Origin of the sequence: Arthrobacter sp. RT-1, from assembly GCF_003367205.1 — a bacterium.
Lineage (GTDB): Bacteria > Actinomycetota > Actinomycetes > Actinomycetales > Micrococcaceae > Arthrobacter.
This window is the reverse complement of record NZ_QRGQ01000005.1, coordinates 19,106-43,549: the sequence shown is the minus strand read 5'-3', so window position 1 is coordinate 43,549 and position 24,444 is coordinate 19,106. Positions and strand designations below refer to the sequence as shown.

Below are 24,444 nucleotides of genomic sequence, written 5' to 3'. Positions count from 1 at the left end.
GCCAGACCTGGACCACAATGCGGGCCTTTGCTGCCAGATCGCCCGCAGCCCCACGGGAGGCGCCCGGGCTGGTCCTGCCCTCGCCTATGCCCAATAACCGGGAAAGCGGTTACCGAAAGTTCTTGACGGAAGGAAAGGATCAGGGAACAATCGCTCTTATTGAAATGAGAAAACGCTTTCTCAGGCGGCGGTACGGATGCCGGCCTGCCGGGAGGCGGTACCAGGAAGGCACATCAATGACGATTCGGACTGTAAGCCGGCGCAAGTTCCAGCTCGGCGCAGCGGCCCTGGCCCTCTCCATCCTCGCTACCGGCTGTGGCGCCTCCGGCGGAACCGGCGGGTCAGGCGGCAATCAGCAGGTCACCCTGCGGTTCGCCTGGTGGGGCAACGAGTACCTCAACGCGCAGACCGAAAAGGTCATCGCAGCCTTCGAGGCGGAGCACCCCAACATCAACATCGAATCCGAGCCCGGCGAATGGGGCAGCTACTGGGACAAGCTGGCCACGAAAACGGCCGCCAACGATGCTCCCGACGTGATCCAGATGGACCAGAAGTACATCGCCGAGTACGGCGGCCGGGGGGCGCTGCTGGATCTGTCCAAGCAGGACGGCATCGACACCTCCAAGCTGGACAAGGAGGCCTTGGCTTCAGGGCAGTACGACGGCGCGCAGTACGGGCTCAGCACGGGCCAGAACGCCTACGTCATTATGGCCAACACGAAGGTCTTCGAGGCAGCGAACGTACCTGTCCCGGATGACACCACCTGGACCTGGGACGAGTTCATGGAAACGGCGTCGAAGATCAGCGCTGCCGGTGACGGAAAGAACTACGGCGCCGCCTACGGCAGCAACGAAGCTGACTTGATCATCTGGCTGCGGCAGCACGGCGAGGACCTGTACTCCAGCGACGGCAAGCTGGACTTTGATACCGCGACGGCGGCATCCTTCTGGGAGCGGCTGAAGGAGCAGCGGGACTCGAAGGCCAGCCCGCCGGCAACGGTGGCCACTGAGGACTCGGGGGCCGGCCTGGAGGAAAGCCTGTTCGGAACCAACCGGGTGGGCATGGCCTGGTGGTGGACCAACCAGCTCGGCTCGCTGGAAGCCACCACCGGCAGCAGCATCAAGATGCTCCGCGCACCAAGTGTCGACGGCTCGGCCGCGAAGAACGGCATGTACTACAAGCCCACCATGTTCTGGTCCGCCTCGTCGCGCTCAAAGCACCCCGAGGAGGCTGCGACCTTCATCAACTACCTCACCAACAGCCCGGAGGCCGGCAGCATCCTGATGACGGACCGCGGCGTGCCCACCAACCCGGAGATCGTTGACAGCATTACTCCTGCGCTGAAGCCTGCGGACACCACCGTCGTGTCCTTCCTCAAGGACATTTCACCTGACATCCAGGAAGCACCGCCGGTTCCGCCGGTAGGGGCCGGCAGCGTGCAAAACGTGATCAAGCGCTACACGGATGAAGTGCTGTACGACCGCCTCACCCCGCAGGCTGCGGCGGAGGCCTTCAAGAAGGAAGTCGAGGGGATGCTGTCCAGCGCCAGGAAGTAGCAAAGGCACTGCACCACCGGACCACCAGGCAGTGCCGGACCACCACACCGTACGGCAACCGCTGACCGCATAAAAGACAAATGCGGCCCCCTCCGCAGAGGGGGCCGCATTTGTCGTATCAGCGGGACAGGTCCCGGCAGGAAGGCTAGAAGCCGCCCATGCCGCCCATGTCGTCGCCGCCGCCAACGGGAGCGGCGTTCTTCTCGGGCTTGTCGGCCACAACTGCCTCAGTGGTGAGGAACAGGCCGGCAATGGAGGCCGCGTTCTGCAGGGCAGAGCGGGTCACCTTGACGGGATCGTTGACGCCGGCAGCCAGCAGGTCGACGTATTCGCCGGTGGCTGCGTTCAGGCCGTGGCCTGCGGGCAGGCCGCGAACCTTGTCAACAACAACGCCCGGCTCGAGGCCGGCGTTGAAGGCGATCTGCTTCAGCGGAGCGTCGATGGCAACACGGACGATGTTGGCGCCGGTTGCTTCATCACCGGACAGCTGCAGGTTGGCGAATGCCTTGGCGCCGGCCTGGATGAGGGCCACGCCGCCACCCGCGACGATGCCTTCTTCAACAGCGGCCTTTGCGTTGCGCACTGCGTCCTCGATGCGGTGCTTGCGCTCTTTGAGCTCAACCTCGGTGGCGGCACCGGCCTTGATGACTGCAACGCCGCCGGCCAGCTTGGCCAGGCGCTCCTGCAGCTTCTCGCGGTCGTAGTCGGAGTCGGAGTTCTCGATCTCGGCGCGGATCTGGGAAACGCGGCCGGCGATCTGGTCGGCGTCGCCTGCACCCTCGACGATGGTGGTCTCGTCCTTGGTGACAACAACCTTGCGTGCCTTGCCCAGGAGTTCGAGGCCGGCGTTCTCCAGCTTCAGGCCGACTTCCTCGGAAATGACCTGGCCGCCGGTGAGGACGGCGATGTCGGCGAGCTGTGCCTTGCGGCGGTCACCGAAGCCGGGGGCCTTGACGGCCACGGACTTGAAGGTGCCGCGGATCTTGTTGACGATCAGGGTGGCCAGGGCCTCGCCCTCGATGTCCTCGGCGATGATCAGCAGCGGCTTGTTGGACTGCATGACCTTTTCCAGGACAGCAACCAGTTCCTTGACGTTGGAGATCTTGGAGTTGACGATCAGGATGTACGGGTCCTCGAGGACCGTTTCCTGGCGCTCTGCGTCCGTGACGAAGTAGGCGGAGATATAGCCCTTGTCGAAGCGCATGCCTTCGGTGAGTTCCAGCTCCAGGCCGAAGGTGTTGGATTCCTCGACCGTGATGACGCCTTCCTTGCCAACCTTGTCCAGGGCTTCGGCAATGAGGGCACCGATTTCGTCGTCACCTGCGGAGATCGAGGCCGTAGCGGCGATCTCTTCCTTGGTTTCGATTTCCTTGGCGGAGTTCAGCAGCTCGGCGGTGACGGCCTCAACGGCCTTCTCGATGCCGCGCTTGAGGGACAGCGGGTCGGCGCCGGCAGCAACGTTGCGCAGGCCTTCCTTGACCAGGGCCTGTGCCAGCACGGTAGCCGTGGTGGTGCCGTCGCCTGCGACGTCATCCGTCTTCTTGGCAACTTCCTTGACCAGCTCGGCGCCGATCTTCTCGTAGGGATCGTCCAGCTCGATCTCCTTGGCGATGGAAACACCATCGTTGGTGATCGTGGGGGCGCCCCACTTCTTTTCGAGGACGACGTTGCGTCCACGCGGGCCGAGGGTGACCTTAACGGCGTCGGCGAGGGTGTTCAGGCCCCGCTCAAGGCCGCGGCGTGCCTCTTCATCAAATGCAATGATCTTGGCCATAACGGCAGTAGTCCTTTCGGGACAGTCGTTAAGATTGAACCTTCGCTGCAGTGCCCGCGACGGACGATCCTTTGCCGGTGGCCTCTGTACGCCTCCGGGTGGGGATCTCACTCCAGTTAGGTGTTTCTTCGCTCCTCGACCGCTGCCGTGCGCCGCCCGGCGGAACCAGGCCTTGCTTTAGCAGTCGGTACGTCAGAGTGCTAACTCAATAATTAGCACTCCCCACGTGAGAGTGCAAGCGAAAGAGGCCCCCAACCGGCAGTCCGCCCTGGTATTCGCCGAGGGCGATCAGCTCGCGGCGCGGCCCGCTGTCTCCCGGCCGCTGGGCGCGGGAATGTTGTCGGCCCCGTATGTAAACACCATGAAGTTGGCCGTGGTGATGTCTCCGTTGTCGTCAAACGCGACCGGGCCGGATTCGCCGTCGTAATTTATGACGCCCGCCGATGCCAGTCCGGCCAGGCATTCCTTGTAAGAGGCGCAGGCAGCAGCCGCGGGGGCCTGCGCCCCAGCCACTCCCCCGGACACGCTGATCAGGTTCGCCGTGACGGAGCGGCCTGCATCATCCTCCGCCCTGGCGGCGGCCAGGGCAGCAAGGGTAACGGCGTCGTATGTCTCGGCCGCGAACGATACGTCCTTCAGTTTTCCGTCGACGGCCAGCAGCCGCTCCTGGAATCCCGCGGAGGGAAGCTGCCCCGGAACCACCGCGCGGGCGCCGTCGAGTGCCCTGGCGCCCAGCGTGGACCCGTACCGGGCGAAGGCGCCGTCGCTGATGATGATGCGGTCCCCGGCTACTCCGGCATTGTTCAGTTCTGCCAACGCGCCCTGCGCACCCTCGCGTGCAATCAGGATCACCGCATCGGATGCGGCTTTCGCTGCCTCACCGGCGGCTCCGCCGGCCTCCCCCGGCGTGAACCCCTCCGTCGCCGCAACGTTGAGTCCGGACTGCTCAGCGGCGTCGGAAACAGCCGTCGAAACGTCCTTGCCGTAGGAGCCCTCCTGGTACAGCACGGTGACAGTGGCGGCGCCGGCATCCTTGGCGAGTTTGACCAGGACGGGAGCCTGGGCCACGTCCGCGGCCGCTGTCCGGAAGTAGTAGCCGCCGGAGTCGGTGCCGGTGAGGCCCGCCGCAGTGTTGGCCGGTGAGATCAGCGGCGTGCGTGCCCTGGACAGGACGTCGATGGTTGCTTCGGCGTTGCTGGAATCGGTGGGCCCGATCACCACGTCGGCCTTTCCGGCTACCAGGGCGTGCGCCTGGGCTGCCGCGTCCTGGTCCGTGGCGACGGGGAGGAGCTCCACGGGCCGGCCCTTGTGGCCGCCTGCGTCGTTGATGTCCTTGACTGCGAGCCTGGCCGCTGCCAGCTGGGGTGCGTTGAGGAAGCTGCTGTCACCGGTGTTGTCCAGGACCAGGCCCACGCGCAGGATGCCGTCCCCGGACGCCTCCGCTGCTTCGACGCGCGCATTGCCGGTCACGCCGGAACACGCCGTCGCGGCCAGGAGGGCGCACAGGGAGAGGGCAAGCGCCGGACGGATCCGGGCGGCGGGGCGGAACAGCGGCTTCACTCGGCTGGCCGGACGCTTTCGGCCTGGGGGCCTTTCTCGCCTTCGCCGACTTCGAGCTCCACCCGCTGGCCCTCGTCGAGTGCACGGTAGCCCTCACCCTGGATGGCGGACCAGTGGACAAAAATGTCGTCCCCGGACCCGTCCACGGTGATGAAGCCGTAGCCCTTCTCCGCGTTGAACCACTTGACGGTTCCCAATGCCATGATGACCAACTCTTTCCGTTGAGACCGGGGAAACCGCGCCGCTGTCTGCTGCCTGGCCCCGGAACGAAGCCTGAATTTCACTCTAGCCAATGCCGGGACGGCGCCGCAGTCAGCGTGGAGCAGGGGCGGCAAACGTTACTGAGGCGTGACCGGCGCCACAGAAAATGCCCCTACCGGTAGCCCGGACCCAGCACCACAACCAGCGGCACCTGGAACTCCGTGCTGCTCACCAGGGTGGGCACTCCCAGCAGTTCCGCCAGCGCCTGGGCATTCGCCAGCTGGCCGGCACCCGAGTAGAAGATGGTGGAGCCCTGCTGCGGCGCACCGGTCCAGTTGCCCACCTGTCCAAGCGTCCAGCCGTCCGCCTGGACCGTACCGCCCACGCGGCTTGCCAATCCCGCCGTCCCAGCCGCGTTGTAGACGGCTACCGGCTGGGTCCTGTCCAGGAAAACCGGTGCATCGGCCGAGGGAGTGGGCTCAGCTTCGGCCTCGGCGCTGGGCGAGGGCTCGTTCGAGGCGGACGGCACAGCTTCGGCGGAGGGTGTTGTGTTGGCGGAGGGCTCTGCCGGGCTTTCCTGGGCGGCGGGTTGCGTTGCGCCGGTGTCCGCCAGCGGGCTGGCGGCCAGGCTTGACGCCTGGCTGCCGGTACCGCCGAAGCCCATCTTGGGAAGGATCAGGAAGGACACCACACCAATGGCCAGGGCCACGAGACCCACCGCCAGGATGGGCCACAGCCGCACCCGGGTCGGGGCGGAAGCCGTGCGGTGGACACCTTGGCGCGACGAGTTCTCGGGGACCTTGTCGAATTCATCGCGGGCGTATTTGGTCATGGTGGAAGGACATCCTTGGTGATTGCTGCTGAAGGGCGTGGGGCGTCCTAGGCGTCGGACCCCAGGCGCCGTGCGGTGCGTGCACGGTGGCGAGACGTACGTAGTCTACGCAATCTCTTGACCAGCATGGGATCGTGCGCCAGGGCATCCTCACTGTCGATCAGCGCGTTGAGCAGCTGGTAATAGTGGGTCGCGGAGAGGTCGAAGAGCTCGCGGATGGCCTGTTCCTTGGCTCCGGCGTACTTCCACCACTGCCGCTCGAGGGCAAGCATCTGCTGCTCGCGCTCACCCAGCGGCGAGTCCCGAAGGGTGAAATCGGCCAGGAGCTGGTTCCGCGGCTCCTGCTCCGGCACATGTCCGGGCATGTGTTCCCGGGCCGGTTCCGCCACGGCACACTCCTCCGCTGGTAGGGGCAAATGTCTTACCCCCATGCTACGGACGAATAACAGCGTTGTCATTTGCGCCCGGGTCCAGGCAAGGAAGCAACGCGACAACCATCCCGGCGGCGTTCCCCTGCAAGAATGGGACGATGTTTGAATCAGACGCCTTGTTCGAACTGGAGCGTGAACCAGCCGACGCCATCGGTTTTGCCGGGCTTGCGCAGCGTCCGCTGGCAGACCTCGTGGCGCCAGACTGGGCTGACGCGCTGGCCGGCGTGGAAGGTGACCTGCGGGAGGTCCTTTCCTTCCTGGCCGCAGAAGTCGCGGCGGGGCACCAGGTCCTGCCGTCGCCGTCGAACGTCCTGCGCGCCTTCCGCCAGCCCTTGGCCGGCGTGAAAGTCCTCGTGGTGGGGCAGGATCCCTACCCCACGCCGGGTCACGCCGTGGGCCTTTCCTTTTCCGTGGACAAGCGCACCCGGCCCATCCCCCGCAGCCTGGCCAACATCTACCGGGAGCTGGAGGATGACCTCGGCATTCCGGCGCGGGTCCACGGCGACCTGTCCGCGTGGGCGGAGCAGGGGGTGCTGCTGCTGAACCGGGTGATGACGGTGCGTGCCGGGTCGGCAGGTTCCCACCGCGGCAAAGGCTGGGAGAAAATTACGACGGCGGCCGTCGCCGCTGTTGCCGGCCGCCGCTCTCCGGACGGGTCGCCCGTGCCCCTGGTTGCGCTGCTGTGGGGGAAGGAAGCCGAGTCGGTCCGCCCGCTCCTGGGCCGCACACCCATTGTGTCCAGCGCCCATCCGAGCCCGCTGTCCGCTTCCCGCGGCTTCTTCGGCTCCCGCCCCTTCAGCCGGGTGAATCAACTGTTGCGGGAGCAGGGCGCCCTGGACGTAACCTGGGAACTGCCGCCGGCCCCTTAGCTTAGGCTTGCCTTATGAGCATTGTTCCCGCAGCAACCAGCGCCAGCAAGAAGACCCGTCCGCAGATCAACCTCGAAGTAGTGCGCAGGGAAGAGCTTTCTCCGCACATGGTCCGGATCGTCGCAGGCGGGGAAGGCTTTGGGGACTTCGTCAACAACGGCTTCGTGGACCGGTACGTCAAGATCGTTTTTCCGCAGCCCGGAGTGGAATACCCCGCGCCCCTGGACCTGTGGACCATCCGGGAGACCATGCCGCGCGAACAGTGGCCCTATACCCGCACCTACACCCTCCGCTGGGTTGATCCGGCGGCCCGCGAACTGGCCATCGACTTTGTGGTCCACGGCGATGAAGGGCTGGCAGGCCCCTGGGCGGCCAAGGCCCAGCCAGGCGACGCACTGACCTTCACCGGCCCGGGCGGCGCCTACAACCCCAACCCGGACGCCGACTGGTACCTGTTTGCCGGCGACGAGGCGGCACTGCCGGCCATCGCGGCGTCCTTGGAAGCCCTGCCGCCGGAGGCCACCGGCCTGGCGTTCCTGGAGGTGGATTCCGACGCCGACATCCAGCTGATTGCCGCGCCGGCCGGGGTGCAGATCACCTGGCTGGCCCGCAACGGCGTCCCGGCAGGTTCCAGTGACCTGCTGGTCAAGGCGGTAGCGGATGCCGAATGGCCCGGCGGAACGGTGGACGTTTTCGCCCACGGTGAGCGCGGCTACATGAAGGCACTGCGGGACGTGTTCTTCACGCAGCGGGGCCTGGAGCGCCGGCAGGTGTCGCTGTCCGGCTACTGGGCGCAGGACCGGGTGGAGGACGCCTTCCAGGCCGAGAAGAAACTGCCGGTCGGGCAGATCTGACGCGTCCCCCACGGGACTGGCCACGGCGGTGCGACAGCGCCGCCGAAGTATGACTAGCGGCGGCGGGCGCGGCGCCGCTCGTTGCTGGCCAGGCTCCTGGTCAGCGGCCGGGCGAGCGTGTCGCCGAGGACGATGCCTGCCGCCGTGCCCAGGACGATCGCACCGGCGCTCAGCATGTTCCCGGCACCAACCAGGATTTCCGACTCTTCAACCGTGAGCACGTACATGGACCGGAAGATGGTGAGGCCCGGCAGCAGGATCAGCGCGGCGGGCACCGCAACCACCAGCTGGGGTGCACCCATCCGAAGCGCCACGACGCGCGCCAGCAGCCCGATGACCACGGCGGCGAGAGCGGGCGAGAACCGGTCCCCGATGCCCAGCAGGCCGCCGCCGAGCAGGACGAGGTAGCCTGCGACGCCCACGGCTGCCGTGGGCAGCAGGAGCTGCCAGCTGGTCTGTTCGGTAATGCCGATGGCCATCACGGCCACGGCCACGAAGATGATCAGCACCCACAGGTCGTAGGCGGGCGGGAAGGTCTGGGTGACATCGATCCGCTCCATGCCGGTCAGTTCGCCCACCACAAAGGCCACGGCGATGCCCGCCACGATGGCGCCGAACGTCAGCAGCGTCGAAAGGAACCGCCCGGCCGCCGTGACCGGGAAGCCGTTGATGGCGTCCTGGACGGAGGAAACGAGGCGGCCCGTGGGCAGGAGCAGCAGGATGCCGCCCACCACCACGATGGCCGGCGACGTGGTCAGCCCGAACTGCCAGAGGAGCAGTGCCAGCTGGGTCACCACGAAGGAGCAGCTGGCCGTGATGAAGAAGTCCGGCACCCGCCACCGCCCCAGCTGCCGGGCCAGCAGGCTCACGCCGATGTTGGCCGCAAACGCAATGGCCGACGACACCGGCCCGCCTCCAAGGACGCCCACGAACACGGCAGCGAAAATGCCGAAGGCCACCGTGACCATCCAGCGGGGAAACGGTTTGGGGCTGGTAATGGCCTCGTTAAGCCGCCGGATGGCCTCATCGCGGCCCACTCCCCCGGCCACGATGTCGGTCACCAGCTGGTGCACTTTGGCCAGTCCGGCATAGTTGTTGGTCCAGGAGCGGACGACCCGCAGCAGCGCAATCGGCGTCTGGTCCTTGGGCGCATAGTTGATGCCCACGGACTGGTTGGTGATGTCCACCTCGATGTTCTTCAGTCCCAGCGCGGCCGTGACGGCGATGATGCTGGTCTCCACCTCGAGGGCACCGGCCCCGTACCGGAACATGGTTTCGGCGAGGTGCAGGGCGAAGTCCAGGGTCTTGCGGGCGGACGTGTCCACACCGCCCACCTGGATGGTGGGGTTGGCGTAGGGGCTGCCGGCGAGGCGGTCCACGATGCTCAACGGCGCCGTCGGAGGGTTCTCGCTCTGGACCAGCCGGCGCAGCATCCTCTTGGCGGCGGCGTTCTGCCTCAGCTGGGCGGGAGTCAGCGGCTCCGTCTTGGGCAGGCCGTCAGTGTGCGGCCTGCCTTTGGGGTACCCGGCCCCGGGGTGTTCGGGCAGGTCTGTCATGGTTCCCTCCTCCCAATGCAGGTGAACTGTTCGGTTGTGTGATCAGTGGGCTGGTGCAGGCAGCCGGTCAGGCGGAGCGCCTTCCGGGCAGCTTGCCCAGCAATGTGCGGGCCGCTGCGGCGGCCGCGCGGGCCAGCCGGTTGGCGTGGAAGACGGCGGGCCGGACGGGCAGCACGAAGTCGCCCACCAGTTGGACCACCTCGCCGCCGAAGCCCTTTTTGAAGGCGTAGCCGCCGTGGCCTTCCTGGTCCTGCCCGGAGATCCCGAATGTCCCGTAGAAGTTGTAGCGCGGATACCCCTTTTCGAGGGCGTGCAGCATCATGCCCCAGTACAGCGAGGTGGCGCCGTTGAAGTAGATGTAGTCCTGGACGGTGCCGCCGATGACGCACACCACCTCGTCGCCGTAGCAGACGAAGTGGATGGCTGCCACGGTGGCCACACCCACCGAGTCGGGGAAGCGTTCGATGTCCTTCAGGCTGCGTTCGTAGCTGTCCACGAGGTCCTGGACCACCTTGAGCCGGTTGGCCTTCTTCTTGCTGCCCGTCTCCTCCACCTCGCGGCGGAGGTCCGCGGCCGTGGCTGACTCGGCGGCCAGGCGGTCTGTGATGGACTTGCGGTAGGCCGGGATGTCGATTTTGGCCATCATGAGTTTGGTGAACTCGGGTGATGTGGTGCGCAGCAGGTGCTCGTAGTACGCGCGTTCGCGGTACACGAAACCCTTTTCGTCGCCGGCGTGGCTGAGGGCACCGTAGAAATCATCAAGGGCGTCCAGAGTGGCCTGTTCCAGGAACACGCCATTCTTCTCTGCCTTGCGGATGGCTTTACGGGTGCGGTAGCTGGTGCCCATGATGAGCTCCTCCGCGTCCTGAATGCCTTCGAGGCTCTTGATAAACATCCAGTTCACGTTGACGAAGTTCATGTCCAGGCCCTGGTGCTGGAACCCGAGCCCTTCGAGCCGGGCCACCAGGGGCCGGTTGTCTTCCACCTCGGGGTGTTCCGCGCCGTCCTCGTCACGGGCAATGTATTTGAGGTTCGGCGAGATCCGCAGTTCCGCGGCCTTGCGTTCGCCGGCCCGCTTGCGGAGAAGTTCGACGACGGCGCGCACCAGTTCGGGGTCGTCGTAGTCCATCAGGGGGCCCTTGGCGCATTCACACACCGTGTATCCCAGGCGGGTGGTAGTGAAGTTCAGCTTCCCGGCCGCCACCAGTTCGCCGTCGCGCCGGACTCCGAAGAGTTCCACCTGCTGCCCGCGGGCGCGCTGGAACCGGGCAAAGTCGACGGACTGCAGGAAGCTGTTCTGCGGATGCTTCAGGGCGAAGGCCTCAAAGTCGGCATCGCTGAGGACCGCGAATTCAAGGTCTGTGGCGGTAGGAACTGGAGTCAAGGGAATTACCTTCTTCATATCTCTTTCCGGCCTGCAGGGCAGTCGCGGGGCGGGACGGTGTTCGGGCGGCGGCGCAGCCGCGGTGTGGCTGATCTCCAGGACGGCCTGGGGTTCGGCGTGTGGTCAGTAGAACTGCTGGCCGGTCCGTGCCATTTCAATCCGGCGGAACACCCGTTCAGCGCCCTTGACCCACAGCCTGTGCCGGAGGGGAGCCAGGACGTAGTCGTGGCACCCCACAAAGTCGGTCACCGTTTTGGTGAAGCTGGTCTTGAACATCCCCATGCCGTAAAGCGTGTGGCTCTTGTCCTTGATGCGGGAGGACGGCGGTGTGCCGCAGAAGTCGTATTCGGTGCAGCCCAGTTCCTGCATGCGGCGGATGGCCGTCCACTGCACCAGGTGTGAATCGCCGTATTGCTTGCGGTTCTGCGTGGACCCGCCGTCCTTATAGGTTGCCTTGGCGCCGTAGTTGATCACGAAGGCGCCGACGCTGGGTTTCCCGTCCTCGTAGGCAAAGAAGAAGTGCCCCTGGCCGCGGTCGCAGAACTCATCCCAGAACGCGGCGTAGTAGTCGTAGCTGCGCAGCGGCATGGACCCCTTGGCCTTAACAGTGTCCGCCATCAGGTCGTAGAGTGCCCGGTACGTTTCAGGGCCATGTTCCTTGCGGACCACCTCGCAGCCTTCCCGTTCCGCACGCCGGATGGCGTTGCGGGCGCGGGAGGAGATGGCTTTGAAGACGGCTTCTTCAGGCTGGGAGATGTCCAGCAGTGCGGTGGAATCGTTGGACTGGATGTTGGGTGCCTTGACCAGTCCGGCGGCGGCAATCTTTGCCTGGGCATCGCTGGAGTCAATGATGTCCGGTTCCACCTTGATGGTGAAGATGTTCAGTTTGCGGCTGCGGGCAAACGCGGCACAGGCGTCGAGGGCTGCTTTCAGGTCGTCTGCCGCCGCGAGGTCGGGGCCCTTGATGAGATACCACAGCCGGCCGAGCACGGGGAACTTCTTTTCCAGCACCAGGTTGTAACTGGCGGTTCCCGGGCTTTCAAGCACGAGGAACCGGACTTTCCAGCCGCTGCCGTTCTTCACCGACGCGTAGGCCGCCGACTGCAGCATATTGCCGCCGTTCGGATTGGCCGTGACGTGCTTGTCCCAGTTTTCAATTTCCTCGGCTGTGGCAAAACGTGCGGTGAATTCTCGCAAGGGGGCCGTGTCCAATCGGGTTGATGCGCGGTTTCGGTACTCGTAGCTGCGTGCGGACATGCAGCCTCAAGTCTAAAGCCTGCGGCGGTCCCGGCTTTCCGCCGCAGGCGGATGTGCAGCCTGCGGCGATGTTTCCGTAGGGCCCACGCCTTGACTCCGGCAGGGGCGTTCGCAAGGGTGGGAGGATGCAGCCAAACCGGGAACAGTTGGTGCCGCTGCCTGAAGGAAGCGCCCGGGCGTACAGCGCCGGAGTCCAGGTGGCAGCCCTGGCCGCCTTCCTGGCGGCGTCCTTCCTGGTTGCCGCCCTGGGTGGACTGGCCACCGTCAACAACGTGGACGGCTGGTATGCCACAGCGGATAAAGCGCCCTGGTCGCCGCCCAACGGCGTCTTTGGACCGGTGTGGACCGTGCTGTACACGGCAATGGCGGTTGCTGCGTGGCTGGTGTGGCGGAAACGGACCAGCAGGACAAAGGCCGCGCTGACTGTTTATGGCATCCAGCTGGGCCTCAACCTTGCCTGGACTCCGGTCTTCTTCGGCCTGTATCCCACGCTTGGCCCCGCAGCACTGTGGCTGGCGCTGGCCATCATCCTGGCCCTGATCGCCGCCGTCACCCTCACCGTCCTGCAGTTCGGCCCCATCAGCAGGACGGCCGGCCTGCTCCTGCTGCCGTACGTGGCGTGGCTGGTTTTCGCCACCACGCTGAACTGGTGGGCCGCCGCCCACAATTAGCGAGCGGTCCACAACGGACTGCGGCCCTTGGGGCTAGCATTCGACGACGTTGACGGCGAGGCCGCCCATGGCGGTTTCCTTGTATTTGGAGGACATATCCTTGCCGGTTTCGCGCATGGTGATGATGACCTCGTCGAGGGAGACGCGGTGGGTTCCGTCGCCCCAGAGCGCCATTTTCGCGGCGTTGATCGCTTTCGCGGCGGCGATCGCGTTCCGTTCGATGCACGGGACCTGGACCAGCCCGCCGATCGGGTCACACGTCAGGCCCAGGTTGTGCTCCATCGCGATTTCAGCGGCGTTTTCCACCTGCGCCGGGGACCCGCCCATCACCTCGGCCAGGCCCGCGGCCGCCATCGACGACGCCGACCCCACCTCGCCCTGGCAGCCCACCTCCGCCCCCGAGATCGACGCCTGTTCCTTGTACAGCACCCCCACGGCCCCGGCCGCCAGCAGGAACCGCACCACGACGTCGTCGCGGTCCTGCTGGCCGGCCTGGTCCATGCCCGGGGCGAAATGCAGCGCATAGAACAGCACCGCCGGGATGATCCCGGCCGCGCCGTTGGTCGGCGCGGTCACCACCCGCCCGCCCGAGGCGTTCTCCTCGTTCACGGCCAGCGCGATCAGGTTCACCCACTCCTGCCAGTACTTCGGGTCATGGAAGTCCTGGGTCTGGCCGTCACTGTCCGGGGTGCCAGGTTCCAGGCGTGAGCTTTCCTTCTTCAGCCGCTCGTACCAGTCCGGGGCCCGCCGTCGGACCTTCAGCCCGCCCGGCAGCACCCCCTCACGCTTCAACGACGTCGCCACGCAGTCCTCCATCACGGACCAGATATGCAGCAGCCCGGCGCGGATCTCCTCCTCCGGACGGGAGGCCTTCTCGTTGACCAGCATGACATCGCTGATGCCCAGCCCGGTTTCCCGGCAGTGCTCCAGGAGCTCGGCGGCGGTGCGGAACGGCAGCGGCAGTTCCTTCTTCGACTCCTCCAGCTCCTGCTGCGCCGCGTCCTCCTCACCCTCACGCACGATGAACCCGCCACCGACCGAGAAAAACGTCGCCGAATGCAGCACCGTGCCCTCGGCACCGGTCACGGTGAACGTCATCCCGTTCGTGTGCCGCGGCAGCACAGTCAACGGCCGCAACACCATGTCCTTCACCCCGTACGGCAACGCCACCGCCCCGGCAAGCTGCAGCACACCGGTCTCCGCTATCCCAGCCAGCCGGGCCTCCACCTCATCAGGCAGAATCAACTCCGGATGGAACCCCTCCAACCCCAACAAAATCGCGGTCATCGTCCCATGCCCATGACCGGTCGCAGCCAAAGACCCATACAGATCCACCCGCAACCCCGCCACCTCCGCCAGCACCCCGGAAGCCTTCAACTCCTCCGCAAACACAGCAGCAGCCCGCATCGGACCCACAGTATGGGAACTCGAAGGCCCGATCCCAATCGAAAAGAGATCAAAAACACCAACAGCCATGACGGAAATCCTTACTAAAACACTGCGATTGGGGAGGTAGCTGACTGTTCTTCCGGTTCAACGCTACGCGCTTGCAACCCCGTCGGCGCCGTCCAGGTCGCCGCCGTTTTTCGACGCGTATTCCTGCGCGGACAGCAACGGGCCTTCGGACTCCGCTGCCACTTTGAAGAGCCAGCCTGCGCCGTAGGGATCGTTGTTGATCAGGGCAGGATCGTCCACGACGGCCGGGTTGGTTTCCACAACTTCGCCGGATACCGGGGCGTACAAATCAGAGACGGACTTCGTGGATTCCACCTCGCCGCAGGTCTCCCCCGCGGTCACCATGGAACCAATCTCGGGCAGGTCCACGTACACGATGTCGCCGAGGGCATCCGTCGCGACGGCGGAAATCCCCACAGCCACAACGTTCCCACCCTCCCGGGCCACCCACTCATGCTCGTCGGAATACTGAAGTTCAGCGGCTACTTTGGGCATCTCTTTTTCCTTACGTAATTTGTCTGGCGAAACTCTTTGGTGGCTGGGTTGGGTGGAGTGGCCCCGGCATCCTCTGCATGCTGCTCCTTCGTCGCTTTGACGCACGCTGCCGGATACCGCGGCCCCTCCCACATCAGGTCACCTTTGAGAGCGCAACAGTTCCAAGGCAACAACACCCTGCCCAACCGCACATCTTCAATCCGTGTCGAGGCGGGTGGTCCGGAAGAACGAATGAACCAACGGCAGGCGGGACTTCCTAAAAAATTGGGCAGTCCTCCACCCAGGGCCGCAGAGGACTCGGCCCATCCCCAGAACTTAGCGGTTCACCCAGCGCCAACAAAGCACGCACGCAAAAGCCCAAGGTGACGTTCAGGGGCCCCTTCGGGTGCGGCCTCCGGCAGCGTGCTCCCCACCGTCTCCCTAACCTCGCAAGCTCGGCCAGGGAACCCTGACGGCGTGGGCCCCTGCAGTGGGGAACCTGCCTCCGAGGGCTGGCTGGCCGGGCTTTTCGAAAGCGTGCGTCAAAGCGACGAAGGAGCAGCACGCGTGAAAAGTCCGGCCTGGCAGCCCGGACCGGGCCAGGACGCGCGGCTACTTTGAGCGCTTGTAGAACGGCAGTTCGACGACTTCGAAGGGCTCTGCCTTGCCGCGGAGGTCGATGTCCAGGGCCGTGCCGGGTGCGGTGTGTTCGACGTCGACGTAGGCCATGGCGACGGGGTAGCCGAGGGTGGGTGAGGGCTGGCCGGAGGTCACCTCGCCGACGGTGACACCGTCTTTGAGGACCGGGTAGTGGGCGCGGCCGGCGCGGCGGCCCAGGCCCTTGAGTCCTACCAGGCGGCGGCCGGTGGTGGTGCCGGCGCCGGCTTCCTTCTTGGCTGCCAGGGCTGCCTTGCCCACGAAGTCGCCTTCCTTGGAGAGCGCGACGACCGGGCCCAGCCCGGCGGCGAACGGGTCACCCTGCTGGGACAGTTCGTTGCCGTACAGCGGCATCCCGGCTTCAAGGCGCAGGGAGTCCCGGCATGCCAGCCCGGCGGGACTGAGCTCACCTTCGTCGGCGATGGCGATGAGTGCCTGCCAGAGGGCGGCCGCGGCGTCGTTGGCCACGAAGATCTCGAACCCGTCCTCGCCGGTGTACCCGGTGCGGGCCAGCAGGAGTTCTTGCCCTGTGCCGGCCACCAGGAACGGCACCTCCACGGCGGCGTAGTACTTCAGCTCCGTGACGGCGCTGTGGTTCGCGGCGGGCACCAGCCGGAGCAGCAGCTCCTGTGCTTTCGGGCCCTGGACTGCGATCAGAGATGTCGCTGCGGAGGCATCCCGGACCTCGACATCGAAGCTGGCGGCCCGTTCTGCCAGCGCCGCGGCCACCACTGCTGCGTTGCCGGCGTTGGGGACCACCAGGAACACGTCGGTCCCGTCCGGTGCTGCCGGGCGCCGGTAGGTGATGAGGTCGTCGATGATGCCGCCGTCCTCGTTGCAGATCAGCGAGTACTTGGCTTTGCCCACCGGCATGGCGGAGATCCTGCCCACCAGGGCGTAGTCCAGGAACGCGGCCGCATCGGGGCCGGTCACCCAGACCTCACCCATGTGGGACAGGTCGAACAGCCCCGCGCTCTTGCGGACGGCGTGGTGTTCAGCCAGTTCTGAGCTGTATTTAAGCGGCATCTGCCAGCCGCCGAAGTCCGTGAAGGATGCACCCAGTTTTTTGTGCTCGTCGTAGAGAGCGGTGTACTTCTCAGGCATGCTGGTCCTTAGTTCTCGAAGTCTTCAAGCGGCGGGCAGGAGCAGATGAGGTTGCGGTCCCCGGCTGCGCCGTCGATCCTGCCCACAGGCGGGAAGTACTTGTCCTGCTTGAGGTGGTGGACCGGGAAGGCGGCCTGTTCCCGCGGGTAGGCGCGGTCCCAGTCGGAAGATACGACGGCGGCTGCCGTGTGGGGTGCGCGGCGCAGCGGCGAATCGGCGACGGTGAAGTCGCCGTTCGCCACCTGGTCGATTTCGTGCCGGATGGTGATCATGGCTTCGATGAAGCGGTCCATCTCGGCGAGGTCCTCGGACTCGGTGGGTTCCACCATCAGGGTGCCGGCGACAGGGAACGCGAGGGTGGGGGCGTGGAAGCCGAAGTCGATGAGGCGCTTGGCCACATCCTCGGCCGTGACGCCGGTCTTCGCAGTGAGCTCGCGGAGGTCAAGGATGCACTCGTGCGCCACAAGTCCGCCTTCACCGGTGTAGAGGACGGGGAAGTGTTCGTTGAGGCGGGAGGCGATGTAGTTTGCGGCCAGCAGCGCGGACTTCGTGGCCTCGGTCAGGCCCTCGCCGCCCATCAGCTTCACATATGCCCACGAAATCGGCAGCACGCCTGCGGAGCCGAAGCGGGACGCGGAAATCGGTACGTCGTTGCCTTCGGTCCACGACGCCGCGTCGCCGGGCATGAAGGGTGCGAGGTGTGCTTTTGCTGCGACCGGTCCGACGCCGGGGCCGCCGCCGCCGTGCGGGATGCAGAAGGTCTTGTGCAGGTTCAGGTGTGATACGTCGCCGCCGAACTTGCCGGGTTGGGCCAGCCCGACCAGGGCGTTGAGGTTGGCACCGTCGATGTAGACCTGGCCGCCGGCCGCGTGGATGGCGTCGCAGACCTCGCGGACGTCTGCGTCGTACACACCGTGGGTGGAGGGGTAGGTGATCATGATCGCCGAAAGGGCGTCCTTGTGCGCGTCGATCTTGGCGTACAGGTCCGCGTGGTCGATAGTTCCGTCGGCGGCGGTGGCCACCACCACAACCTTCATGCCGGCCAGGACGGCGGAGGCAGCGTTGGTGCCGTGCGCGGAGGCCGGGATCAGGCAGACATTGCGCTGCTCGTCACCGCGTGACAGGTGGTAGCCGCGGATCGCGAGCAGGCCTGCGAGTTCACCCTGGGATCCGGCGTTGGGCTGGATGGACACCTGGTCGTAGCCGGTGATCTCGGTCAGCTGCGCCTCGAGGTCAGCAATCAGTTCACGCCAGCCCTCGGTCTGCGAGTCCGGGGCGAACGGGTGGATCGAGGCGAACTCCGGCCAGGAAATGGCTTCCATCTCCGCGGTGGCGTTTAGCTTCATGGTGCACGAACCCAGCGGGATCATGGTGCGGTCCAGCGCCAGGTCCCGGTCGGACAGCTTCCGGATGTAACGCAGCAGCTGGGTCTCGGAGCGGTGCGTGTTGAACACCGGGTGCTGCAGGTAGCCGCTGGAGCGTTCGACGGCGGGGTCCAGCGCAAAACTGCCTGTGGATCCGACCGCTTCGGCGCCGAAGACGGAAACGACATCGGCGACGACCGCCGTCGTGGTGGTTTCATCAACGGAGATGCCCACGGTGTCGGCGTCGATGCCCCGCAGGTTGATGCCCTTGGCCTCGGCGGCCGCAACGATTTCGGCAGCCCTGCCGGGCACGCGGACGGTGACGGTGTCAAAGAAGGAGGTGTGCAGAACCTCTGCCCCGGCAGCCTTCAGGGAAGCAGCCAGCGTGCGGGCATGGCGGTTGGCGGTCTGGGCGATCGCCTTCAGCCCCTCGGGGCCGTGGTAAACGGCGTACATCGACGCAACAATGGCCAGCAGGGCCTGCGCGGTGCAAATGTTCGACGTCGCCTTCTCGCGCCGGATGTGCTGTTCGCGGGTCTGCAGCGCAAGCCGGTAGGCGGGGACACCGGCGTCGTCCTTGGACACGCCCACCAGGCGGCCGGGCATGGAGCGCTCGAGCCCCTTCTGGACCGCCATGTACGCGGCGTGCGGGCCGCCGAAGAACAGCGGGACGCCAAAACGCTGGGCCGAGCCGACGGCGATATCGGCGCCCTGCTCCCCCGGCGGGGTGATCAGGGTCAGCGCCAAGAGGTCAGCCGCGACGGTCACGAGCGCGCCGCGTTCCTTGGCCTCAGCGATAACGGCGGAGTGGTCGAAGACGCGGCCCGAAACGCCGGGCTGCTGCAGCACGACGCCGTTGATGGCACCGTCCGGCAGGCCCGCGGACAGGTCGGCAATTTCAACCTCGAAGCCGAGCGCCTCAGCGCGGCCCTTCACGATCGCGATGGTCTGCGGCAGGCAGTCCGCGTCCAGGACGGTCTTGCCATCCCTGGCGTCCTTGTTCTTGTTCGCGCGGCGCATCATGAGTACCGCTTCGGCCACGGCGGTGGCTTCATCGAGCAGGGACGCGTTGGCGATGGGCAGGCCAACGAGGTCCTGGACCATGGTTTGGAAGTTCAGCAGCGCCTCAAGCCGGCCCTGCGAAATTTCAGGCTGGTACGGGGTGTAGGCCGTGTACCAGGCCGGGGATTCCAGGATGTTGCGGCGGATCACGGGCGGGGTCACCGTGTCGAAGTAGCCCTGGCCGATCATCTGCACGGCCGTCCTGTTCTTGGCTGCCAGCTTGCGCAGTTCGGCGAGCGCTTCCACCTCGCTCAGGGCCGCGGACAGTTTCAGCGGGGTTTCCTGACGGATGTCCTTGGGGACCGCCGTATCAACCAGGGCGTCCACGGTGTCGAAGCCGACGGCTTTCAACATGGCGTCGACGTCGGCCTGGCGCCGTGCGCCAATATGACGGTCAACGAAGGTGGCAGCTGAGGCCAGGGAGGCGGAGGCCGGAGATACGGTCACGAGGAACTCCATAATTCAGGTGGCGCAGGGTACGCCACATCGATTCGGGTTCCTCCCCGCTCTGTATTGGACCTGAGAGTTTCCGCGTTGCCGTGCTTGCGCATGGCCCCGCTTGCACCGTCGGTGAGCACAACAGTCCTTGGTCTCCCGTAGCCGGGACGGCCCAGGCGGACTGCCTGCTGCTTTCCAGAGGTGCCTCGCCGCGGCGGTACATGGGCCTGTGAGATTCCTGGGGAGGGTTTGCTCCTACGGCGCCTGCTTGTACTTTCGGCAGAACTCTCCCGCCGCAGATCAAAGGCTATTCATTTGGATTGCTGAGAACGGCCGGTGAGGGCCTTCACAGCCTCCAATTGTCCTACGCCGCAGCCCCTGGGGCAAATGGCGGCCTACCTGCGCAGGCGCTCCAGGGCAGCAAGGAGATTGTCCACATCCGCGGCGGCTCCGCCTTCCGGAACGGGGCCGACGGCCAACATGGCATTGAAGTAGAGCCCGTCCCCCATGTAGAGCACTGCTTTGGCCAGTGCCGGGCCCACATCGGCGGCGATCTCGTCCAGCCAGCGCTGCTGGATGGCGGCGAAGCGGCGGCGCGTTTCCTCGTGCGCCACTTCTGCGAGCCGGGTCGCGGCGACGATTGCCCGGTCCAGCGGGGTGTCAGCCCAGACGGAGGACCTGATGAAGTATGCCGCGGCCCCCTCCTCCGCCTTGGCCATGGCATCGGCGTCGGCTCCGGCCAGTTCGTCCAGCCGGTCCAGCAGCACCTGGATCAGGGCTTCCTTGTTTGGAAAGTGGTAGAGCAGGCCGCCCTTGGAAACCCCGGCCTTCGCCGCGACGGCGTCAAGGGTGGCTGCACGCTCCCCCACGTCGATCAGAAGGGTTTCAAAGGCGTCAAGTACGGCGTCGCGGGCTACGGGCTTGCGGGGCATGCCTCTAATCATGCCTTCCTCCATGCATCATTCCTCAAACCCAGCGGTTCGTAACTATACCGTCCAGACGGTACAGTTATGGCATGACCATTTCCGCTGGCACCACCAGGACCTCTGCATCTGCTTCCGGCAGTCCGCTTTCCCGGGCGCCGTGGCGTGACTGGCTTGCCCTGGGCCTGCTGATGTTCCCGGTGCTGCTGGTCGCGGTGGACAACACCGCGCTGACGTTTGCCCTGCCAGCCATCGCAGGCTCACTGGACCCCTCCGGAGTCCAGCTCCTGTGGATCGTGGATGCGTATCCGCTGGTCCTTGCAGGACTGCTGGTGTCCATGGGAAGCCTGGGCGACCGCATCGGCCGCAGGAAGCTGCTGATCACCGGCAGCATCGGCTTTGCCGCACTGTCCGCCGCCACCGCCTTCGCACCGAGCCCGGAGTGGCTGATCGCCGGCCGCGCATCCCTGGGATTCTTCGGCGCCATGCTGATGCCCTCCACGCTGTCGCTGATCCGCAACATCTTCCCGGAGCCCAACCGCCGCCGGCTGGCCGTCGCCATCTGGGCTGCAGGGTTCTCAGGGGGCGCCGCCCTGGGACCAATCTTCGGCGGCTGGCTGGTGGAGCAGTTCTGGTGGGGCGCGGTCTTCCTCGTCGCCGTTCCCCTCATGCTGCCCCTTCTGGCCTTCGGACCTGTGTTCATTCCGGAATCGAAGGACCCGTCGCCGGGGAAGGTGGACGTTCCCAGCATCCTGCTCTCCCTGCTGGTCATGGTTCCGGTGGTTTACGGAATCAAGGACATTGCCACCGAGGGGCCGGGACCGGCAGGCCTGGGCAGCATGGTGTTCGGGCTGGTGATGGCAGCCGTCTTTGTGCGCCGGCAGCTGACGCTGGCGAACCCGCTCCTGGACATGTCCCTGTTCCGGAACAGGGTGTTCAGCATGGCCATCGCGGCCAACGTCCTGGCCCTGTTTTCGTTCAACGGCTTTATCCTCTTCCTGGCCCAGCACCTGCAGCTCCTCGAGGGCATGTCTCCCTCCTCTGCGGGGATTGCGATGATCCCGGCACTGGTGGCCACGGTAGTGGCAGGCCTGGTCGTCGTGCCGCTCGTCCGGCGGGTGCGGCCCGGATTCGTGGTGGGAACAGGACTGGCCTTCAGCGCCGCCGGCTACAGCCTTGTCACCTTCGGCAACCACAGCGGCGGCCCGGCACTCCTGTTGGCGGCCCTCCTGATCCTTGCCCTGGGCGTGGGCACTGCCGAGACCATTTCCAACGACCTCATCCTGGGTGCTGCACCGCCCGAGAAGTCGGGTGCGGCGGCAGCGATTTCCGAGACGGGCTACGAGGTGGGTTCGCTCCTGGGCACGGCGGTACTGGGCTCCATCCTGACAGCCTCCTACCAGCACAACCTCCGGCTGCCGGCCGGACTGCTGGAAGCCGCGCCGCCCTCCGCCGCGCACAACGCCGGCGAAACGCTCGCCGGCGCCATGGAAGTTGCCTCAGCACTGCCCGCTCCCCTGGCGGACGCCGTCCGGGACACCGCGGCCGCAGCCTTCAACTCGGGGGTTCACATCACGGCCGCCATTGGGCTGGTACTGATGGCGACCGCGGCAGTGCTCGCCGCCGTCGTGCTCCGCAAAGTGCCCAAGGCCGTCTAAGGCGGCGCGCAACATCAGACCAGACAGCGAAAAGGCGCCCGGCGCCGGAGCATTGCTCCGACGCCGGGCGCCTTGTTGACTGTTGCCTGATCCCGCGGGGCTACTTGGCGTCCGGGGCGGTGACGCTGGCGGTGGGCTTCATTGTTTCGGCGTTCACCATCCAGGCAAACTGCTCCAGCTTGGCGATGAACTCATGCAGCAGGTCGGCACTGGTGGGATCTTCCTCATCCACCTCGTCGTGGACCTTTCGCATGGTTCCCACGGCAGCCTCAAGGGCTGCGACGATCCGCTCAATGGCGTCCTTGGTGCTGATCAGGCCCTCGGGGAACTGCGCCAGGCTGGTGGCTTCGGCAACCGTGGAGCTGCGGCCGTCCGGAAGCGCGTGCAGTGCACGCATGCGCTCCGCCGTGTCATCGGCGAACTGGCGCGCTGCGTCCACGATTTCATCCAGCTGAAGATGCAGGTCCCGGAAGTTGGTACCCACAATGTTCCAGTGGGCCTGCTTGCCCTGGAGGTGCAGTTCGATCAGGTCCGTGAGCACGGCCTGCAAATTGTTGGTCAGTGTCGGTGAAGCTTTCATGCGTCCTCCTCATTGGTCCAGTAATCCCGAACCTACCAGCCCCCGCAGAGCGCGGCGGCGGGGACGGGGGCAGTTTCTCAGTGAGCTTACTAATTTGCGCTGAAGGGACATAAACGAACGGGATTCATATTTCCCCTTGCGCAGGCAGCTCCGCACCCTCATACTAAATGAACGCCATTCATATAGTGACCTTCGTCATAATGTCTTCCCAGAAAGTGGTGCCATGACAGAGACAATCCGCACCAGCACGCCCTCCCCCGGCCCCAGCAGCAACAATTCCGCCGCCGGCATCACCGCCAAAGGACTGAAAGGCGGGCAGCTCGGGCTCCTCGCCGTCGTCGTCCTTGGCATTTCCACCATTGCCCCGGCCTACACCCTCACCAGCGCACTGGGCCCCACCGTCAACGAAGCCGGACTCCAGCTGCCCGTCATCTTCCTGATCGGTTTCATTCCCATGATCCTGGTCTCGCTCGCCTATCGGGAGCTCAACGCCGACTCCCCGGACAGCGGGACCACGTTCACGTGGGTCACCAAGGCCTTCGGACCCTGGGTGGGCTGGATGGGCGGCTGGGGCCTGCTGGCCGCCAACATCATCGTGCTGTCCAACCTTGCCGGCGTTGCCGTCGATTTCTTCTACCTCTTCCTGTCGCAGCTCACCGGAGCCCCGGAACTGGCAGACCTGGCGGCCAACAAAGCCTTGAACGTGCTGACCTGCTTTGTATTCGTGGCCCTGGCCGTCTGGGTCAGCTACCGCGGGCTGCATACCACCAAACTGGTGCAGTACGGCCTGGTGGGGTTCCAGCTGCTGGTGCTGGGCCTGTTCGTGGCCATGGCGTTCGCCAACTGGTCCAGCTCTGAAACGGCCATCCCTTTCAGCTGGGAATGGTTCGATGTCACCAAGATTGAAACCTTCGGCCAGATTGCGGCTGGGATTTCGTTGTCCATCTTCGTGTACTGGGGCTGGGACGTCTGCCTCACCGTGAACGAGGAAACGGCGAACGGCAAGAAGACCTCCGGCCTGGCCGGCACCCTCACCGCCGTCATCGTCCTGGCCATCTACCTGCTGGTCAGCATCGCCACCATGATGTTCGCCGGCGTGGGCGATACCGGCAACGGCCTGAACAATACCGAAATCCACGAGAACATCTTCACGGCCCTGGCCTCCCCCATCATGGGCCCCTTCGCCATCCTGATGTCCCTTGCAGTGCTGTCCAGCTCCGCCGCGTCCCTGCAGTCCACGTTCATGTCGCCGTCGCGCAGCCTGCTGGCGATGGGCCACTACGGTGCCCTGCCGGAGCCGTTCAGCCGGGTCAGCAGGAAGTTCGCGACGCCGGGCTTCGCCACCATCGCGGCGGGCGTCATGTCGGCGGGGTTCTACGCAGTGATGCACGTGGTCAGTGAAAACGTCCTCAATGACACCATCCTGGCCCTGGGCCTGATGATCTGCTTCTACTACGGGCTGACCGCCCTGGCCTGCGCCTGGTACTTCCGGAACAGCGTCTTCAGCAGCGTCCGCAACTTCGTCCTGCGGCTCCTGTGCCCGGTGCTCGGCGGAGTAGGCCTGTTCGTGGTGTTCGGCCAGACCGCCGTGGACAGCCTCGCCCCCGAGTTCGGCAGCGGTTCCGAGGTGTTCGGCGTGGGGCTGGTCTTTATCCTGGGCATCGGGATCCTGGCCCTTGGCGCCGTGTTCATGCTCATCATGGCCCGGGTCCGGCCCGGCTTCTTCCGGGGCGAGACCCTGAAGCGGGACACCCCCGCACTTGTAGTTCCGGAGTAGGCCAAGG

Annotated in this window: 20 protein-coding genes and 1 riboswitch; of the genes, 6 read left to right on the top strand and 14 right to left on the bottom strand. The window is 65.8% G+C overall.

Going from position 1 to position 24,444, the window contains the following annotated elements; genetic code table 11:
* The first annotated feature begins 236 nt into the window (after positions 1–236).
* Complete coding sequence (locus DXK94_RS05685) at positions 237–1,556, top strand: ABC transporter substrate-binding protein (RefSeq protein ID WP_115524201.1); 1,320 nt, start codon at positions 237–239, stop codon at positions 1,554–1,556.
* Between the two features lie 145 nt (positions 1,557–1,701).
* Here the strand turns inward: DXK94_RS05685 and groL are convergent, their stop codons facing one another.
* The 5 genes from groL to DXK94_RS05660 form a co-directional block, all read right to left on the bottom strand.
* The gene (gene groL, locus DXK94_RS05680) at positions 1,702–3,330 is read right to left on the bottom strand and encodes a chaperonin GroEL (protein ID WP_079597850.1); all 1,629 of its coding nucleotides are present in this window, start codon (positions 3,328–3,330) and stop codon (positions 1,702–1,704) included.
* Between the two features lie 288 nt (positions 3,331–3,618).
* A complete protein-coding gene (locus tag DXK94_RS05675; RefSeq protein WP_115524200.1) occupies positions 3,619–4,890 on the bottom strand; it encodes an ABC transporter substrate-binding protein in 1,272 nt (423 codons plus the stop codon).
* Positions 4,887–5,093, bottom strand: a complete 207-nt coding sequence (locus DXK94_RS05670) for a cold-shock protein (protein WP_015936110.1) — start codon at positions 5,091–5,093, stop codon at positions 4,887–4,889. Before DXK94_RS05670 ends, DXK94_RS05675 begins: the two co-directional genes overlap by 4 nt.
* A gap of 170 nt (positions 5,094–5,263) precedes the next feature.
* Positions 5,264–5,923, bottom strand: coding sequence for a LytR C-terminal domain-containing protein (locus tag DXK94_RS05665; RefSeq protein ID WP_115524199.1), 660 nt, complete (start codon positions 5,921–5,923; stop codon positions 5,264–5,266).
* Between the two features lie 47 nt (positions 5,924–5,970).
* Positions 5,971–6,312, bottom strand: a complete 342-nt coding sequence (locus tag DXK94_RS05660; protein WP_079597854.1) for a DUF3263 domain-containing protein — start codon at positions 6,310–6,312, stop codon at positions 5,971–5,973.
* Between the two features lie 140 nt (positions 6,313–6,452).
* Between DXK94_RS05660 and DXK94_RS05655 the strand changes: the two genes are divergently transcribed.
* Both DXK94_RS05655 and DXK94_RS05650 read left to right on the top strand, forming a co-directional pair.
* Positions 6,453–7,223 carry a uracil-DNA glycosylase gene (locus tag DXK94_RS05655; RefSeq protein ID WP_115524198.1) on the top strand — a complete coding sequence of 257 codons (771 nt, stop codon included), beginning with the start codon at positions 6,453–6,455 and terminating at the stop codon, positions 7,221–7,223.
* Positions 7,224–7,237: 14 nt separating this feature from the next.
* On the top strand, positions 7,238–8,077 hold the full coding sequence (locus DXK94_RS05650) for a siderophore-interacting protein (protein ID WP_115524197.1): 840 nt from the start codon (positions 7,238–7,240) through the stop codon (positions 8,075–8,077).
* 53 nt (positions 8,078–8,130) lie between these two features.
* Here DXK94_RS05650 and DXK94_RS05645 read toward each other — a convergent pair whose 3' ends face one another.
* From DXK94_RS05645 to DXK94_RS05635, 3 genes are all read right to left on the bottom strand, one after another.
* The gene (locus DXK94_RS05645; protein WP_115524196.1) at positions 8,131–9,633 is read right to left on the bottom strand and encodes a threonine/serine exporter ThrE family protein; all 1,503 of its coding nucleotides are present in this window, start codon (positions 9,631–9,633) and stop codon (positions 8,131–8,133) included.
* A 67-nt stretch (positions 9,634–9,700) separates the two neighbouring features.
* Positions 9,701–11,017, bottom strand: coding sequence for a peptidoglycan bridge formation glycyltransferase FemA/FemB family protein (locus tag DXK94_RS05640; protein WP_115524295.1), 1,317 nt, complete (start codon positions 11,015–11,017; stop codon positions 9,701–9,703).
* A gap of 123 nt (positions 11,018–11,140) precedes the next feature.
* Positions 11,141–12,274, bottom strand: coding sequence for a peptidoglycan bridge formation glycyltransferase FemA/FemB family protein (locus tag DXK94_RS05635; protein WP_115524195.1), 1,134 nt, complete (start codon positions 12,272–12,274; stop codon positions 11,141–11,143).
* 125 nt (positions 12,275–12,399) lie between these two features.
* Here DXK94_RS05635 and DXK94_RS05630 point away from each other — a divergent pair, with 125 nt between their 5' ends.
* On the top strand, positions 12,400–12,945 hold the full coding sequence (locus tag DXK94_RS05630) for a TspO/MBR family protein (RefSeq protein WP_115524194.1): 546 nt from the start codon (positions 12,400–12,402) through the stop codon (positions 12,943–12,945).
* A gap of 33 nt (positions 12,946–12,978) precedes the next feature.
* Here the strand turns inward: DXK94_RS05630 and DXK94_RS05625 are convergent, their stop codons facing one another.
* From DXK94_RS05625 to DXK94_RS05605, 5 genes are all read right to left on the bottom strand, one after another.
* Positions 12,979–14,421 carry an L-serine ammonia-lyase gene (locus DXK94_RS05625; protein WP_115524193.1) on the bottom strand — a complete coding sequence of 481 codons (1,443 nt, stop codon included), beginning with the start codon at positions 14,419–14,421 and terminating at the stop codon, positions 12,979–12,981.
* 63 nt (positions 14,422–14,484) lie between these two features.
* Positions 14,485–14,895 (bottom strand): glycine cleavage system protein GcvH, encoded by a 411-nt coding sequence (gcvH, locus tag DXK94_RS05620; RefSeq protein ID WP_115524192.1) that lies wholly within the window; start codon positions 14,893–14,895, stop codon positions 14,485–14,487.
* Positions 14,896–15,486: 591 nt separating this feature from the next.
* On the bottom strand, positions 15,487–16,635 hold the full coding sequence (gcvT, locus tag DXK94_RS05615) for a glycine cleavage system aminomethyltransferase GcvT (RefSeq protein ID WP_115524191.1): 1,149 nt from the start codon (positions 16,633–16,635) through the stop codon (positions 15,487–15,489).
* An 8-nt stretch (positions 16,636–16,643) separates the two neighbouring features.
* A complete protein-coding gene (gcvP, locus tag DXK94_RS05610; protein WP_115524190.1) occupies positions 16,644–19,520 on the bottom strand; it encodes an aminomethyl-transferring glycine dehydrogenase in 2,877 nt (958 codons plus the stop codon).
* A 184-nt stretch (positions 19,521–19,704) separates the two neighbouring features.
* Positions 19,705–19,802: riboswitch (glycine riboswitch) on the bottom strand.
* 92 nt (positions 19,803–19,894) lie between these two features.
* Entirely contained in the window at positions 19,895–20,431 is a 537-nt protein-coding gene (locus DXK94_RS05605) for a TetR/AcrR family transcriptional regulator (RefSeq protein WP_115524189.1), read from the bottom strand.
* Positions 20,432–20,514: 83 nt separating this feature from the next.
* Between DXK94_RS05605 and DXK94_RS05600 the strand changes: the two genes are divergently transcribed.
* Positions 20,515–22,080: an MFS transporter gene (locus tag DXK94_RS05600; RefSeq protein ID WP_079597865.1), complete on the top strand. Its 1,566-nt coding sequence runs from the start codon at positions 20,515–20,517 to the stop codon at positions 22,078–22,080.
* 100 nt (positions 22,081–22,180) lie between these two features.
* Here the strand turns inward: DXK94_RS05600 and DXK94_RS05595 are convergent, their stop codons facing one another.
* Positions 22,181–22,660, bottom strand: a complete 480-nt coding sequence (locus DXK94_RS05595; RefSeq protein ID WP_079597866.1) for a Dps family protein — start codon at positions 22,658–22,660, stop codon at positions 22,181–22,183.
* Positions 22,661–22,883: 223 nt separating this feature from the next.
* Here DXK94_RS05595 and DXK94_RS05590 point away from each other — a divergent pair, with 223 nt between their 5' ends.
* On the top strand, positions 22,884–24,437 hold the full coding sequence (locus DXK94_RS05590; RefSeq protein ID WP_115524188.1) for an APC family permease: 1,554 nt from the start codon (positions 22,884–22,886) through the stop codon (positions 24,435–24,437).
* The last annotated feature ends 7 nt before the right edge of the window (positions 24,438–24,444 follow it).

Excerpts from the sequence above, each read along its gene's own strand:
- groL (WP_079597850.1), bottom strand. The coding sequence starts at position 3,330 with ATGGCCAAGATCATTGCATTTGATGAAGAGGCACGCCGCGGCCTTGAG.
- DXK94_RS05670 (WP_015936110.1), bottom strand. The coding sequence starts at position 5,093 with ATGGCATTGGGAACCGTCAAGTGGTTCAACGCGGAGAAGGGCTACGGC.
- DXK94_RS05595 (WP_079597866.1), bottom strand. The coding sequence starts at position 22,660 with ATGAAAGCTTCACCGACACTGACCAACAATTTGCAGGCCGTGCTCACG.
- gcvH (WP_115524192.1), bottom strand. The coding sequence starts at position 14,895 with ATGCCCAAAGTAGCCGCTGAACTTCAGTATTCCGACGAGCATGAGTGG.
- DXK94_RS05650 (WP_115524197.1), top strand. The coding sequence starts at position 7,238 with ATGAGCATTGTTCCCGCAGCAACCAGCGCCAGCAAGAAGACCCGTCCG.
- DXK94_RS05635 (WP_115524195.1), bottom strand. The coding sequence starts at position 12,274 with ATGTCCGCACGCAGCTACGAGTACCGAAACCGCGCATCAACCCGATTG.
- DXK94_RS05685 (WP_115524201.1), top strand. The coding sequence starts at position 237 with ATGACGATTCGGACTGTAAGCCGGCGCAAGTTCCAGCTCGGCGCAGCG.
- DXK94_RS05600 (WP_079597865.1), top strand. The coding sequence starts at position 20,515 with ATGACCATTTCCGCTGGCACCACCAGGACCTCTGCATCTGCTTCCGGC.
- DXK94_RS05590 (WP_115524188.1), top strand. The coding sequence starts at position 22,884 with ATGACAGAGACAATCCGCACCAGCACGCCCTCCCCCGGCCCCAGCAGC.
- DXK94_RS05665 (WP_115524199.1), bottom strand. The coding sequence starts at position 5,923 with ATGACCAAATACGCCCGCGATGAATTCGACAAGGTCCCCGAGAACTCG.
- DXK94_RS05605 (WP_115524189.1), bottom strand. The coding sequence starts at position 20,431 with ATGCCCCGCAAGCCCGTAGCCCGCGACGCCGTACTTGACGCCTTTGAA.
- DXK94_RS05645 (WP_115524196.1), bottom strand. The coding sequence starts at position 9,633 with ATGACAGACCTGCCCGAACACCCCGGGGCCGGGTACCCCAAAGGCAGG.
- DXK94_RS05655 (WP_115524198.1), top strand. The coding sequence starts at position 6,453 with ATGTTTGAATCAGACGCCTTGTTCGAACTGGAGCGTGAACCAGCCGAC.
- DXK94_RS05625 (WP_115524193.1), bottom strand. The coding sequence starts at position 14,421 with ATGGCTGTTGGTGTTTTTGATCTCTTTTCGATTGGGATCGGGCCTTCG.
- DXK94_RS05630 (WP_115524194.1), top strand. The coding sequence starts at position 12,400 with ATGCAGCCAAACCGGGAACAGTTGGTGCCGCTGCCTGAAGGAAGCGCC.
- gcvP (WP_115524190.1), bottom strand. The coding sequence starts at position 19,520 with ATGGAGTTCCTCGTGACCGTATCTCCGGCCTCCGCCTCCCTGGCCTCA.
- gcvT (WP_115524191.1), bottom strand. The coding sequence starts at position 16,635 with ATGCCTGAGAAGTACACCGCTCTCTACGACGAGCACAAAAAACTGGGT.